Source organism: Rathayibacter sp. AY1D9, assembly GCF_002932395.1.
In the GTDB taxonomy this organism is placed as follows: domain Bacteria; phylum Actinomycetota; class Actinomycetes; order Actinomycetales; family Microbacteriaceae; genus Rathayibacter.
Map to the genome: position 1 here is coordinate 1 of NZ_PSVQ01000014.1, position 12,504 is coordinate 12,504.

A 12,504-nucleotide genomic window follows, 5' to 3' on the forward strand; every position below is an offset into this window, starting at 1 on the left:
GCTCACCGTCAGGTACCGCCCGCCCGCGGATCCGCGTCGGCGCCGTCCTCTACGGACTCGTCCTCGCCGCCGCCTCGATCGGCCTGCTCGTCGTCTCCGCCGACCCGGTGCTGCGCGCGCAGGTCGTCGAGCGCGGGATCACGCTCGAGCCCGGCGCCGCGCTCGCCCTGGCCGTCGCGGCGCTCGGCGCCATGGCGCTCCTCCTCGGACTCGCCCGCCTGCTCGACCGCCGCGCCGCTCGCGACGACGGCTGACCCCGGCGCGGGACGCCGGGTGCTCGCAACCCCCTGCCCCGCATCCGCCGAGAGGCGCAGACTCGTCCCGGGCGATCGCCCGCCACCCCCTGGAGACGAGACCATGCCCTTCTGCGCCCTCGAGAGCCTCCGCTGATGGAGCTGGGCATCGCCGCGATCGTCGGCGTCTCGGTCCTCGTCGCGGTCGCCGTCTTCTCGCGGCGCCTCGGCGTCGCCGCCCCGATCGTCCTCGTGCTCGCCGGCGTCGGCCTCTCGTACATCCCCGGGGTTCCGGAGGTGGTCGTCCCGCACGAGTGGGTGCTCGACGGCGTGCTGCCGCCGCTGCTGTACGCGGCGGCGCTCAGCGTCCCGTTCATCGACTTCCGCCGGAACCTCACCACCATCACCGGCCTGTCGGTCGTTCTGGTGCTGATCTCGGCGGCCGGCGTCGGCGCGCTCCTCTTCCTCCTCCTCCCCGAGCTCGGGCTGGGCCTGGCGATCGCCGTGGGCGCGATCATCAGCCCGCCCGATGCGGTCGCCGCGACCTCGGTCGGCCGGCGGCTCGGCCTCCCGCCGCGTCTGCTCACCCTGCTCGAGGGCGAGGGGCTGATCAACGACGCGACCGCGCTGGTGCTCCTCCGCTCGGCCCTCGCCGCCGCCGCCGGGACGCTCGCGACGCCGTGGGCCGCGATCGGCGACTTCCTCTACGCGGTCGTCGTGGCCGTCGTGGTCGGGTTCGTGGCCAGCGTCGTCACCGTCTTCGTCCGCTCGCGGCTCGAGGACCCGGTGCTCAACACCGTCCTCTCCTTCATCGTCCCCTTCGTCGCGTTCATCCCCGCCGAGGGCCTGGGCGCCTCGGGCGTGCTCGCCGTGGTCGTCGCCGGCCTGCACACCGGGCACGCCTCCTCCCGCGCCTTCACCGCACAGTCGCGGGTGAACGACCGGATCAACTGGCGGACCGTGCAGTTCCTGCTCGAGAACGGCGTGTTCCTGCTGATCGGGCTCGAGATCCGCTCGCTGATCCACGACGCCGACAGCGCGCGCCTCTCCGTGCCCGCAGCGGTCGGCATCGGCCTGATCGCGGTGGTCGGGCTGATCGTCGTTCGCTTCCTCTGGGTCGGCCCGGTGCTCCTCGGCGAGCGCTGGCAGACCCGCCGGGCCGAGCGCCGGGCCCGCGAGCAGAAGGAGCTGCTCGAGTCGCCCGAGGCGCAGGAGCTGCCGAAGGAGGAGCGCGGCCGGGCGAAGCGGCGCTACCTGCTGCGGCGCAGCGACTACCGGCACTTCAGCCGCAACGGCATCGGCTGGCGCGGCGGTCTGGTGCTCGGCTGGTCCGGGATGCGCGGAGTGGTGACCCTCGCGGCCGCGCAGTCGCTGCCCGAGGACATCCCCTACCGCCCGCAGCTCGTGCTGATCGCCTTCACCGTGGCCGTCGCGACCCTGCTGATCCAGGGCAGCACGCTGCCGCTGCTGATCCGGGCGCTGGGCATCCGCGGGATCGACGTGCCCGAGGACCAGCGCGCGCTCGCGGGCCTGCTCGACGAGATCACCGAGAAGGGCCTCTCGGTGCTGGAGCGCCCGGGCGACGCCGTCGAGGGCGCCGACGGCGTCGCTCCGGACGTCCTGGAGCGGGTGCGGCAGACGTCGTTCCTCCGCTCCGAGGCCGCCTGGGAGCGCTCGCGTGGCACGGAGAGGTCGGTCGCGGACACTCCGCACCGCCTCTACCGAGCGCTGCGCCTCGCCGTGGTCGCGGCCGAGCGGGAGGCGCTGCTGGACGCGCGCTCGCGCCGCGCCTACCCGCAGCGCATCCTCCGCGATGCCCAGTCGCTGCTCGACCTCGAGGAGACGCGGCTCCGCGTGCGGCGGGGCTCCGAGTCCTGAGGGCTCGGGATCGTGACGATCGTTCCCGGGGATGCCCGCGCTGATCCGCGCCCTGTGGAGGAGCGCCGAGCTCCTCGAGTGCGCCATCCGGATCGACCCCTCGGACCACGGCCGTCCGGCCTCCCCGGCATAGCCCGCCGATGCGTCACCCCCCGTTAAGCCCGCGCTCCCCGCTTCCTCTGGCACTGCCGTCACCCCGCCCGTAACCTGCGGATCGCCTGAGAATCGGAAGCTCGATTCGCCCGCACTCGAAGAGGGGTGGCGGGCCGGGGCGGATCCCCTCGGGGGATATCACGAGGGCCGATCCGCGCGCCAGCCCTCGCAGAGAGGGCAGACGGGGCGCTGAGAGGAACGCTATTCCGTGCGGCGCCGGAGCGCACGCCTCACTTCGTTCGAGTGCTCTCAGGTCCAGTCGAGAGCGGAGCGCTCGGCCCAGTAGCGGGCCGGATCCACGGCGAGCGCCGGGAGGTCCGGGAGCTCCCGGGGCTGCGCGCGCAGGTTGGCCCGCAGCTGCTCCGGAGTCGCCGCGCCGCTCAGCACGACGTCGGCCCAGGGCTGCGCGAGGACGGCCCCCAGGGCGACGGCGTCCGGCGCGGCGCCGGCGTGCTCGATCGGGTGCGCCACGAGCCTCCCGTTGGCGAGGGCCTCCTTGACCACCACCAGCCAGCCGTCGTCGTGCGCGGCGGCGAGCGCCCGGCCCGCGGACTGCTCGAGCGGGTTCCAGGTGCTCTGGACCGCGCTGAACGGCGACTCCGGGATCGCGCGGGCGAGCTCGATCACGCGCGCCTGCTCGGGTCCGCTCGTCGAGAGGCCGACCCGCACTCCGGAGCCGGCGAGGCCGCGGAGGCGGTCCAGCAGCGGGCGGTCGGTGAGGGCCGGGCTCTCGGGAGTGATCGAGTGGACGAGGTAGGAGTCGGGCGCCGAGCCGAGCGCGTCGAGCGTGAGCGGCCACTGGCGGTCGAGCATCGCGACCGAGTGCTCCTTGCGCTCGTGCACCGGCGCGTCCATCGCCCACCCGCCGACGTACTCGTAGCCCCACTTCGACTCGATCGTGAGCGCCGCCCGCCGCTCGGGGTGCCGGGCGAGCCAGCCGCCGAGGAACTCCTCCGCCCGCCCGTAGGAGCGCGCGGCGTCGAGGAAGCGGACGCCGGCGTCCCACGCCGCGTCGAGCAGCAGGTGCGTGCGCTCGCGCAGCGCGTCGACGCTCCGCTCGGCCGCGGGGCCGAGGTCGTCGTCGCGCCCTGCCGTGATGTACGCCGGCCGGCCCACGGCCGCCAGCCCGATCCCGAAGCGCTGCATCCCGCCCACGGTACGCCCGTCCCGGAGCTCCGGCAGCCGCTAGCGTCGAGCGGTGACCTCAGCCCTCGACCGCAGCATCCTCCGGCTCGCCGTCCCGGCGCTGGGCTCGCTGGTCGCCGAGCCGCTGTTCCTGCTCACCGACTCCGCCCTGGTCGGCCACCTCGGCGCCGTCCCGCTCGCCGGGCTCGCGCTGGGCGGCACGGTGCTGCAGACGGTCGTCGGCCTGATGGTCTTCCTCGCGTACAGCACCACTCCGCGGGTCGGCCGGGCCCTCGGCGAGGGCGACGAGCGGAGGGCCGTGGCGGCCGGGATCGACGGCGGCTGGCTGGCCCTGCTCCTCGGCGCCGGCATCGCCGTGGTGGGCGCGCTCACCGCTCCGGCCGTCGTGGCGCTCTTCGGCGCGGAACCGGCGGTGGCCGAGGCGGGCGTGCGGTACCTGACGGTGAGCATGGCCGGGATCCCCGCCATGCTCGGCGTCTTCGCGCTCACCGGGCTCCTCCGCGGCTTCCAGGACACCCGCACTCCGCTGGTGATCGCCGCCGGCGGATTCGCCCTCAACGCCGCTCTCAACGCCGTGCTGATCTACCCGGCCGGCCTGGGGATAACCGGCTCCGCACTGGGGACGGTGATCGCGCAGTGGGCCATGCTCGCGGCCTACGCGGGAGTCGCGCTGCGGCTCGCCCGGAGGGTCGGCGCGCCGCTGCGGCCGCACCTCGCGGGCCTGGCCTCCTCCGCGGGATCCGGCGGCTGGATGCTGCTGCGCACAGCGAGCCTCCGCGCGGCGATCCTGCTCGCGGTCGCGACCGCCACCTCGCTCGGGGCGGAGGAGCTGGGCGCCTTCCAGGTGGCGATGACGCTGTTCTCGACGGTCGCCTTCGCCCTCGACGCGGTGGCGATCGCCGCGCAGGCGCTGCTGGGCCGCCTCCTCGGCGCGGGCGACGCCGAGCAGGCCCGAGCCGTCACGAAACGCTGTGTGACCTGGGGAATCGGTGCGGGGGTAGTGCTCGGAGCGCTGGTCACCGGTCTGAGCGGTGTCCTGCCGTACGTCTTCTCGAGCGACCCGGAGGTGCTGCGGCTGCTGCCCGCGGCGATCGCCGTCGTGGGCCTCACCGCTCCGCTCGGCGGCTACGTCTTCGTGCTCGACGGCGTGCTGATCGGCGCCGGCGACGGCCGCTACCTGGCGCTCAGCGGCCTCGCGAACCTCGCCGTCTTCGTCCCGCTCGCCCTGCTCGCCCCCGCCGCGCCCGCCGAATGGCGCCTCCTCGCGCTCTGGCTCGCCTTCGCCGTCGGCTTCCTCGGCGCCCGCGCGGTCACCCTCGGGCTCCGGGTCCGCAGCGACGTCTGGCTCCGCTGATCGCGCTCCTCCCCTGTGGAGAAGCCTGTGGACAACTCCGGTCAGCGCGGCGGAGCGCTGGTGTTCCCGCGGTGGAAGACGGCGTGGAAGCAGACCGCCTCCGCCTCCTCGTCGGCCAGGAGCGCGACCGCGGCCCGTCCCGCCGCACGGCCCTTCTCGACCGCGGGCTGGGCCATCGTCGTGAGGTCGTACTCGGCCGCGAGACCGGGCACCTGCACGCCGTCGAAGCCGACCACCGAGAGGTCCTCGGGCACGCGCAGCCCGCGCTCCTCCGCCGCGAGGATCACGCCCGCGGCCAGCAGATCGCTCTGCGCGACGACCGCGGTCGGCGGCTCCGCCCCCTCGAGCAGCGTGCGGCCCGCGGCGACGCCCTCGTCGACGGAGCTCGCCGCGGCGGCGACGACCGACGCCTCCGGGAAGACGTCCTGCACGCCGAGGAGGCGGTCGACCGGAGTGATGCTGGGGCTCGAGCGCCAGCCGGGCGGGATCGCGCCGCGGCGGCGGTCCTTCGCGAACGGGAGCGCGACCACCGCGACCCGCTCGTGGCCGAGCTCGCGCAGGTGCTCCGCGAGGGTGCGGCTGGCCTCGCGGTTGTCGAGCGAGATCACGGCGCCGCCCAGCTCCGAGAGGCCTTCGACCACGACGACGGGCACCCCCCGGCGGCGCAGCACGGCGACGGAGTCGTCGACCGACGGGCTGCAGCCGACCAGGATCATCGCGTCGACCGGGGCGGTCGCCAGCAGGCCCGCGCCGTCGCCGGTCTCGGTGAGCAGCAGGATCCCGGCGTCGACCCCGCCGAGCACGTCGGCGATCCCGTCGAGCATGGCGATCTTGATCGGGTCGCGGAACGCGTGCAGCATCCGCTCGTCCACGACGACCCCCACGATCCCCGAGCGGCCGCGGCGGAGCGAGCGCGCCCGCGGGTCGGGACCGGCGTAGTCGAGCTCGGACGCCGCGCGCAGCACCCGCTCCTTCGTGGCCTCCGAGACGGGGCCGGAGCCGCTGAAGACCAGCGAGGCGGTGGAGGGGGACACTCCGGCCCGGCTCGCGACGCGGGCGAGCGTCGGCCGGGGGCTCTTGCGGGGTTCCACGTTCCTCCTCGTGGGGGCGGCGCGCTCGTCGTCGGTTGACCGTCCCCGGGGTTCCGGATAGCTTAGACCGGCTCGCTTCGAATCGATTCGACCGTGCCTCTCGATCCGGTGTCCGGATCCCGCCCGCACCAGGAGAACCGCCATGACCTCGACGTCCGCGCTCACGCGCCCGCAGCTGGTCGCCTGGCGCAACGCCGTCTTCACGATCTTCGTCCTCAGCGGGATCTCCATCGCCACCTGGGTCTCGCGCACCCCCGCCATCCGCGACGAGCTCCAGCTCTCGACCGCCGGAGTGGGCCTGCTGATCCTCTCGATGTCGATCGGCGCGATCGTCGGACTCGCGTTCTCGACGCCGGTCATGGGCGCGATCGGCGCCCGGCGCGGCATGGCGCTCGGCCTCACCGTCTCGGCGGCGGGGCTCGCGGTGCTGGGCGTCTCGGCCGACGTCATCGGCGTCCTCCCCGCGGCCTTCGCCGGCATGGCGATGCTCGGCTTCGGCAACGGAGCGGTCGACGTGATGATGAACGTCGAGGGAGCGGCCAACGAGAAGGCCTTCGGCAAGACGCTCCTGCCGCTGTTCCACGCCTTCTTCAGCCTCGGCACCGTGGCCGGCGCGCTGATCGGCGCGGGCGCCTCCGCCCTGGCCGTGCCCGTCGCCGTCCACCTCGGCGCGATCGCCGTGGTGATCGCGGTGACCGCGGTGATCGCGATCCGCTTCGTCCCGGTCCGCGAGGAGCTCGACACCTCCGGCGCGGCGACCACCGTGAAGCCGCCGGTCCGCGAGCGCGTCGCCGCCTCCCTCGGCGTCTGGCGCGACGGCCGCCTCGTCCTCATCGGCCTGATCATGCTGGGCATGGCCTTCGCCGAGGGCTCCGCGAACGACTGGCTGACCCTGGCGATGGTCGACGGCCACGGCACCGACAAGACGACCGCCGCCGTCGTGTTCGGCGTGTTCGTCGCCGCCATGACCGTCGGACGCGTGATCGGCGGGCCCGTGCTCGACCGCTTCGGCCGCGTCCCGGTGCTGCGCGCCTCCGCCGGGCTCGCGATCGTCGGCATCCTGCTGTTCATCCTCGCCCCGGTCGACGCGCTCGTCGTCGTCGGCGCGGTCGCCTGGGGTCTGGGCTGCTCGCTCGGCTTCCCGGTGGGCATGTCGGCCGCGGCGGAGGGGCCGCACTCGGCCGCCCGCGTCAGCGCGGTGGCGATGCTCGGCTACGTCGCGTTCCTGGTCGGACCGCCGGCCATCGGCTTCCTCGGCGAGCACTACGGCCTGCTGAACGCCCTCTTCCTGGTGCTGGCCCTGGTGGTCGTCGCCGGGCTCGCCTCCCCCGCCGCCCGCAGCCGACGGAGCTGACCGCCCCGCTCCACGCGCCTCCGCAAGCCCCCGTGGGGCCCGGGCGCCCCGGCGCGCCTCCCCCTAGGCTTCCCAGGACGGCGGCGGAGGGGGAGCGGATGCGGTACCGAGCGCGCGACGGCGCCCTGCTCCACGTCGACGAGCACGGAGCCGGTCAGGGGCGGCCCCTGGTGGTCGTCCCCGGTGAGCCGGAGCGCCACCCCTCCTACCTCGGCTCGTTCGCCTCGATCGCCTGCACGCGCCGCGTCCTCGTGCTGCACCCGCGCGGAGTGGGCGACTCCGCGGAGCTGCCTCCCGCTCCCCCGGCCACGACGGCCGCCGACGTGGAGGACCTGCGCCGCCACCTCGGCGTCGACGAGCTCGATCTCGCCGCGCACGACTCCGGCTGCCGCGCCGTCCTGCTCGCCGCCGTGGACGCGCCCGAGCGCGTCGCCCACCTGCTCCTGATCGCCCCCGGCACCGCCTGGCTCGGGATCGACGACCGGGCTGCCGGTCACACGACTCCCGCCGGCTCCGACGACACCGCGGCGATCCGCGACGCTCTGCAGCGCCTCGACTGCCCCGCGGTCGTCCTCGGCGGCGAGGACGATCCGGTGACGGGCGTCGCCGCTCTGGAGGCGCTCACCGCGCTCCTGCCGCAGGCGAGCCTGGCCGTCATCGAGTCGAGCGGCCACCACCCGTGGGCGGAGGCGCCGGCCGAGTTCGCGGTCGCGCTGCGCGCCTCGCTCTCGGTGCCGCCGCCCGCTCCTCCGCTCGGCCGCCGGCCTCCCGTCGCCGCGCACTGAGCCGGGAGCCCGCCGGGGCCGTGCCGTCTATCCTCGACGGGTGCGTCTCGTCATCGCGCGCTGCTCCGTCGACTACACCGGCCGTCTCAGCGCCCACCTCCCGCTCGCCACCCGCCTCCTGCTCGTCAAGGCCGACGGGAGCGTCCTCATCCACTCCGACGGCGGCTCCTACAAGCCGCTGAACTGGATGAGCCCGCCCTGCACGCTGATCACGGGCGAGCCCGACGAGGAGGCGCGCGCCGCGGGAGTGACGCAGCAGTGGACCGTCGCGCACCGCAAGACCGGCGACGCTCTCGTCGTCTCCATCCACGAGGTGCTGCACGATTCGGCGCACGAGCTCGGCGTCGATCCGGGACTCGTGAAGGACGGAGTGGAGTCGCATCTCCAGCGCCTTCTCGCCGAGCAGATCGGCCTCCTCGGAGAGGGGCACACTCTCGTCCGGCGCGAGTACATGACCGCGATCGGCCCGGTCGACATCCTCGCCCGCGATTCCTCGGGAGCCGCCGTCGCCGTCGAGATCAAGCGCCGCGGCGAGATCGACGGAGTCGAGCAGCTCACCCGCTATCTCGAGCTGATGAATCGCGATCCGCACCTCTTCCCGGTGACGGGAGTCTTCGCCGCTCAGGAGATCAAGCCGCAGGCGCGGACTCTCGCCGAGGACCGCGGAATCCGCTGCGTGGTGCTCGACTACGAGGCCATGCGCGGCACCGACGACTCCCACACCCGCCTGTTCTGACAGGCACGGCGAAGGCCCCCGCGATCGGATCACGGGGGCCTTCCGCTCACCGGGCGCGAGGCCCGGGAATGCGGCGTCTCACCGGGCCGAGAGCCCGGCGGCCGCTACTTGTGGGCGGCCTGGTAGGCGGCCTGGACCTCGGAGGGGATGCGTCCGCGGTCGGAGACGGGGTGGCCGTTGGCGTTCGCCCACTCGCGGATGGCCTTGAGCTGCTTGGGGTCGCTCTTGGAGGCGGTCGCGACGCTCGTGGCGGCCGCGGGGCGCGAGCCGACGCGGCGGGCGCTCGAGACGAACTTCTCGAGCGCCGAGTGGAGCTCGGCGATGTTGTCGGGGCCGAGATCGATCTCGTAGTTGGCGCCCTCGATGCTGAAGCGGACGGTACCGCCGTCACCGGAATCGATAAGGGTTCCGTCGATATCGTCGACAAGCGTGATCTTCTGGGCCACTTTTCCTCCTGGAGTTCGCGGGACCGGACTGTCTCGACCCGGACCGGGAGAGACATTACCCCCTTTCACAATCGAGTGCGCCATGAATGGCGCCATTCGTCCCTTTCTCGCGCCATGTCGAGGGGAATGTTCAGGATAAGCGGAGGCAATCACGGCTGAATCGAGCTGTTCGCCACCAGCCGTCGAATAGAGGACACGGTGTCCGCAGACGGCCGTAACGATTCCGGACACCGATCGCGCGCATTCCCGGGAACCGGTCCCGGCGATTCCGATCACGCCCCGGTCTTCGTTAGCGTGGAGCCATGGCACGACGAGGCGGACCCCCTGCACGCCCGGCGCGACCCGGTCCGTACCGCAATGCGGAGGCTCGGGAAGCACTGGAGGCGCTCGTCGCCGCTCCCACCGCCGAGGCCGTCGACCGGCTGCTCGAGGCCTGCCTCGACGGCTCCCTCGTGGTCGACGTCACGGGCTCCCAGCCCGGAGGCGTGCCGCACGTCCGCACCGTCGCGACGACCACCGGGGAGCAGGTCCTGCCGCTGTTCACCTCCACGGACGAGGTGCGCACCGCGGTCCCCCGGCAGCAGCATCCGCGGGTGCAGATGCTGGTCCTCCCCGGACGCGAGGCCTTCGCGCTGATCCGCACCGCCGACTTCGTCGCCGTGCAGCTCGACCCCGGCTCGATCGCCCAGGTCGTCACCCGTTCGTTCGTCGAACGGGCTCTGGACGCCGAACGGCCGTAGAGTGTGGCCCCCGGCGGGGCAGCGCCGGCGTCACCCCGTCCTCCGAGGTCAGGAGCCCGCCATGTCCGACACGACCCTCGCCGCCACCGGCCTCGACTCACGAGCCGGCACCTGGTCCTGCATCCTGTTCGACCTCGACGGCACGATCACCGACTCCGCCCCCGGCATCACCGGCACCCTCGTCGAGACCTTCGTCGAGCTGGGCCGCCCCGTGCCCGCTCCGGCCGAGCTGCTGGCCTACGTCGGCCCTCCGCTGCTCGAGGCGTTCCGCGAGCTCGGCGGGATGACCGTCGAGGAGGCGCAGGCCGCGCTCGTGGTCTACCGCCGCCGCTACAACGCGGGCGGGCTGTTCGACTCCTCGGTCTACCCGGGGCTGCCCGAGGTGCTGGCGCGCATCGCCGAGGCCGGCGTGCCGCTCTCGCTCGCGACCTCCAAGCCGGAGTCGGCGGCCACGCGCATCCTCGAGCACTACGGACTGGCGCAGTACTTCACGGTGATCTGCGGCGCCTCCGAGGACGAGGTCCGCAGCGCCAAGGCCGACGTCGTGGAGGAGGCGCTGCGCCGGCTCCGCGAGCTCGGCGTCGACCTCTCGGCGCCGGTGATGGTGGGCGACCGCGAGCACGACGTGCAGGGCGCCGCAGCCCACGGCGTGCCGACGATCATGGTCGAGTGGGGCTACGGATCGCCGCTCGAGGCGGTCGGGACGATCGCGCTGGTGTCCGGTGCCGAGGAGCTCGCGGACCTCCTGCTCCCGTGACCTGCGTACGATGAGGGCATGACTGGTCTGGGCGTCGTCCTCTCGTTCGTGCTGTTCCTCGGCGGGATCCTCGTTCTCGGCAACTCGTTCCTGCTGCCCGACATCGCCGGATTCCTCTTCGTCGGCGGCATCCTGATGATCTCGGGATCGCTCGCCGTCGCGTTCCACGTCCTGCCGAAGTCGCAGTAGCCGGGTCGCTCCGGGCGGCCGCCTCCGCGGCTCGCCGCTCCGCTCAGCCCAGCGTGCTCGCGTCGAGGTTGATGACTGCATTGATGTAGACCGCCTCGCCGGCTCCGGCGATCGTCGGGTTCATCCGGAGCAGCTGCTGCACCGGGATCCCGAAGCGCTGCGCGATGTCGAAGAACGTGTCGCCCTGCACCACGGTGTAGCTCACGATGTCCCCCTCCCCGTCGCGGGTCGGCTCGCCGTTCGCCCCGGGAACCGCGCCGTTGTCGACCGCGAAGGCGGTCTCGGGGATGTCCGGTGTCGCGTTCGGCGTGAAGGTGACCGTCGCCTCGGGGACCGGCGCGAAGACCGTGGCCGTCGCTTGCGGGAGCGCCGCCGTGACGGTCGGGTCCGGCACCGGAGTCGGCGTCGCCGTGGCGAACACGGTGACCGTGACCGTCGGCGCCGGAGCGGGCGCCGAGCACCCCGCGAGCGCGAGCACACCGGCCAGTGCCGTCGCTCCGATGACTGTCCTGCGCATGTCCCCCGCCCTCCGCACGCCCCGCGGCGCCCGCTCCACCCTAGGAGACGGGGCGGCCGGGGGCACGTGCGCTGTCGCAGGAGGCCGGTGCTGCGGATCCACCGTCGTGCGGGGAGCTCCGCGGTCGTCCGGGCCGGGTCGGCCTCACCGGGACCGGGTCACGACGGGGGCTCGGGGAGCAGGCGCAGCCCGCCGCCGCTGTTCGCCGCGTCCATCAGGAGCTCGACCCAGGTCGGGTTGATCGTCGGCTGCCGGCTCCCCGCGAAATGGAACTGCAGGGCGATGTTCGGGTTCATCCAGAAGGAGTGGCGGCCGCGCGCGCCCTCGGGCATCGAGTCGAGGGTGAGGCTGAAGCGCTCGTCGCGGCGGAACTTCGCGTAGATCACGATCTGGAGGTGGGCCAGGGTCCGGTCCTCGATCTCGATGACGGCGGGAGGAGTGCCGTAGAGGAATTGACCCATGCCGCCAGACTATAGGCCCCTCGGCTTATTACTAGTCCGTCTAGCTATTTCGCCTCGGAGGGTTCCGCCGGGTCGGCTTCGTCCGTATCGTGCCCGTCGCCGTGCTCCGCGTCGATCTCGTCGACGGCCGCGCTCATCCGGCGGAGGAAGTTGACGACGACCTCGGCCTCGGGGGCGTCCAGGTCCTCGGCGATCTCGAGCATCCGGCGGTGCATCTCCTGGAGCGTGGCGCGCACCTCGTCGTCGCTGTCGACGGTCGCCTCCACGACGATCCCGCGCCGGTCGGTCGGGTTGGGCTTGCGCACGAGATGGCCGCTGCGGACCAGGCGGTCGATGAGGACCGTGGTCGACGCGGACGAGATGGAGAGGTGCGAGGCCAGGTCCTTGCCGGTCACCAGCTCGCCCTTGCGCTGCTGGCGGAGCAGGTACTGGATGGCGATCAGGTCCGTCTCGCCCATCGCCATCCGCTCACGCGTGCGGCGGCGCATCGAGACCTCGGAGACGCGGTACGTGCGCATCGCGCTCAGCACCTCGACAGCGCGGCGGGTGGACGACTCGTCCGGGTACCAGTACCCGGCGCCGCTCCGCAGGCTCGTGTCGCTCATCCGCACATCCTAGACCGGCTGATCACCAGGCCGTCTAGCGAGTCGCCCGCGCCTACGCT

The 12,504-nt window shown here is 73.5% G+C and carries 14 protein-coding genes and 1 pseudogene; 9 read left to right on the forward strand and 6 right to left on the reverse strand.

All coding sequences use genetic code 11. The features are described 5' to 3' along the window. Both C5C50_RS16925 and C5C50_RS07765 read left to right on the forward strand, forming a co-directional pair. Positions 1 to 254: pseudogene (locus C5C50_RS16925) on the forward strand (hypothetical protein); the annotation flags it as partial. Between the two features lie 135 nt (positions 255 to 389). Further along, positions 390 to 2,111, forward strand: a complete 1,722-nt coding sequence (locus C5C50_RS07765) for a sodium:proton antiporter (protein WP_104273216.1) — start codon at positions 390 to 392, stop codon at positions 2,109 to 2,111. Positions 2,112 to 2,513: 402 nt separating this feature from the next. Here the strand turns inward: C5C50_RS07765 and C5C50_RS07770 are convergent, their stop codons facing one another. After that, on the reverse strand, positions 2,514 to 3,410 hold the full coding sequence (locus tag C5C50_RS07770) for an aldo/keto reductase (protein WP_104225753.1): 897 nt from the start codon (positions 3,408 to 3,410) through the stop codon (positions 2,514 to 2,516). Between the two features lie 52 nt (positions 3,411 to 3,462). Here C5C50_RS07770 and C5C50_RS07775 point away from each other — a divergent pair, with 52 nt between their 5' ends. Next, positions 3,463 to 4,764, forward strand: coding sequence for an MATE family efflux transporter (locus C5C50_RS07775; protein ID WP_104273217.1), 1,302 nt, complete (start codon positions 3,463 to 3,465; stop codon positions 4,762 to 4,764). Positions 4,765 to 4,805: 41 nt separating this feature from the next. Here the strand turns inward: C5C50_RS07775 and C5C50_RS07780 are convergent, their stop codons facing one another. Then, positions 4,806 to 5,855: a LacI family DNA-binding transcriptional regulator gene (locus C5C50_RS07780; RefSeq protein WP_258059316.1), complete on the reverse strand. Its 1,050-nt coding sequence runs from the start codon at positions 5,853 to 5,855 to the stop codon at positions 4,806 to 4,808. A gap of 142 nt (positions 5,856 to 5,997) precedes the next feature. On the opposite strand from C5C50_RS07780, the gene C5C50_RS07785 reads away from it, so the two are divergent. The 3 genes from C5C50_RS07785 (at position 5,998) to nucS (ending at position 8,730) form a co-directional block, all read left to right on the forward strand. Then, the gene (locus C5C50_RS07785; RefSeq protein ID WP_104225755.1) at positions 5,998 to 7,209 is read left to right on the forward strand and encodes an MFS transporter; all 1,212 of its coding nucleotides are present in this window, start codon (positions 5,998 to 6,000) and stop codon (positions 7,207 to 7,209) included. A 98-nt stretch (positions 7,210 to 7,307) separates the two neighbouring features. Beyond that, entirely contained in the window at positions 7,308 to 7,994 is a 687-nt protein-coding gene (locus C5C50_RS07790; protein WP_104268838.1) for an alpha/beta fold hydrolase, read from the forward strand. Between the two features lie 40 nt (positions 7,995 to 8,034). Then, positions 8,035 to 8,730, forward strand: a complete 696-nt coding sequence (nucS, locus tag C5C50_RS07795) for an endonuclease NucS (RefSeq protein WP_104222623.1) — start codon at positions 8,035 to 8,037, stop codon at positions 8,728 to 8,730. 104 nt (positions 8,731 to 8,834) lie between these two features. On the opposite strand, the gene C5C50_RS07800 is transcribed toward nucS, so the two are convergent. Continuing rightward, positions 8,835 to 9,176 (reverse strand): Lsr2 family protein, encoded by a 342-nt coding sequence (locus tag C5C50_RS07800; RefSeq protein ID WP_104222624.1) that lies wholly within the window; start codon positions 9,174 to 9,176, stop codon positions 8,835 to 8,837. Positions 9,177 to 9,478: 302 nt separating this feature from the next. Between C5C50_RS07800 and C5C50_RS07805 the strand changes: the two genes are divergently transcribed. The 3 genes from C5C50_RS07805 to C5C50_RS16930 all read left to right on the forward strand — a co-directional run bounded on the left by C5C50_RS07805 (position 9,479) and on the right by C5C50_RS16930 (position 10,862). After that, complete coding sequence (locus C5C50_RS07805) at positions 9,479 to 9,916, forward strand: SseB family protein (protein ID WP_104222625.1); 438 nt, start codon at positions 9,479 to 9,481, stop codon at positions 9,914 to 9,916. A gap of 61 nt (positions 9,917 to 9,977) precedes the next feature. Next, entirely contained in the window at positions 9,978 to 10,673 is a 696-nt protein-coding gene (locus tag C5C50_RS07810) for an HAD hydrolase-like protein (protein ID WP_104273218.1), read from the forward strand. A gap of 18 nt (positions 10,674 to 10,691) precedes the next feature. Then, a complete protein-coding gene (locus C5C50_RS16930) occupies positions 10,692 to 10,862 on the forward strand; it encodes a hypothetical protein (protein WP_159911733.1) in 171 nt (56 codons plus the stop codon). A 43-nt stretch (positions 10,863 to 10,905) separates the two neighbouring features. Here C5C50_RS16930 and C5C50_RS07815 read toward each other — a convergent pair whose 3' ends face one another. From C5C50_RS07815 to C5C50_RS07825, 3 genes are all read right to left on the reverse strand, one after another. Next, positions 10,906 to 11,379 (reverse strand): LysM domain-containing protein, encoded by a 474-nt coding sequence (locus tag C5C50_RS07815; protein ID WP_104222627.1) that lies wholly within the window; start codon positions 11,377 to 11,379, stop codon positions 10,906 to 10,908. A 158-nt stretch (positions 11,380 to 11,537) separates the two neighbouring features. Beyond that, positions 11,538 to 11,840 (reverse strand): ATP-dependent DNA ligase, encoded by a 303-nt coding sequence (locus C5C50_RS07820; protein WP_104225758.1) that lies wholly within the window; start codon positions 11,838 to 11,840, stop codon positions 11,538 to 11,540. Between the two features lie 44 nt (positions 11,841 to 11,884). Then, positions 11,885 to 12,445, reverse strand: coding sequence for a MarR family winged helix-turn-helix transcriptional regulator (locus C5C50_RS07825; protein ID WP_104247561.1), 561 nt, complete (start codon positions 12,443 to 12,445; stop codon positions 11,885 to 11,887). Between the last annotated feature and the right edge of the window lie 59 nt (positions 12,446 to 12,504).

Bases quoted from the DNA above. Each gene is read 5' to 3' on its own strand.
- C5C50_RS07810 (WP_104273218.1), top strand. From the start codon at position 9,978: ATGTCCGACACGACCCTCGCCGCCACCGGCCTCGACTCACGAGCCGGC.
- C5C50_RS07820 (WP_104225758.1), bottom strand. From the start codon at position 11,840: ATGGGTCAATTCCTCTACGGCACTCCTCCCGCCGTCATCGAGATCGAG.
- C5C50_RS07770 (WP_104225753.1), bottom strand. From the start codon at position 3,410: ATGCAGCGCTTCGGGATCGGGCTGGCGGCCGTGGGCCGGCCGGCGTAC.
- C5C50_RS07805 (WP_104222625.1), top strand. From the start codon at position 9,479: ATGGCACGACGAGGCGGACCCCCTGCACGCCCGGCGCGACCCGGTCCG.
- C5C50_RS07790 (WP_104268838.1), top strand. From the start codon at position 7,308: ATGCGGTACCGAGCGCGCGACGGCGCCCTGCTCCACGTCGACGAGCAC.
- C5C50_RS07825 (WP_104247561.1), bottom strand. From the start codon at position 12,445: ATGAGCGACACGAGCCTGCGGAGCGGCGCCGGGTACTGGTACCCGGAC.
- C5C50_RS16930 (WP_159911733.1), top strand. From the start codon at position 10,692: ATGACTGGTCTGGGCGTCGTCCTCTCGTTCGTGCTGTTCCTCGGCGGG.
- C5C50_RS07815 (WP_104222627.1), bottom strand. From the start codon at position 11,379: ATGCGCAGGACAGTCATCGGAGCGACGGCACTGGCCGGTGTGCTCGCG.
- C5C50_RS07785 (WP_104225755.1), top strand. From the start codon at position 5,998: ATGACCTCGACGTCCGCGCTCACGCGCCCGCAGCTGGTCGCCTGGCGC.
- C5C50_RS07765 (WP_104273216.1), top strand. From the start codon at position 390: ATGGAGCTGGGCATCGCCGCGATCGTCGGCGTCTCGGTCCTCGTCGCG.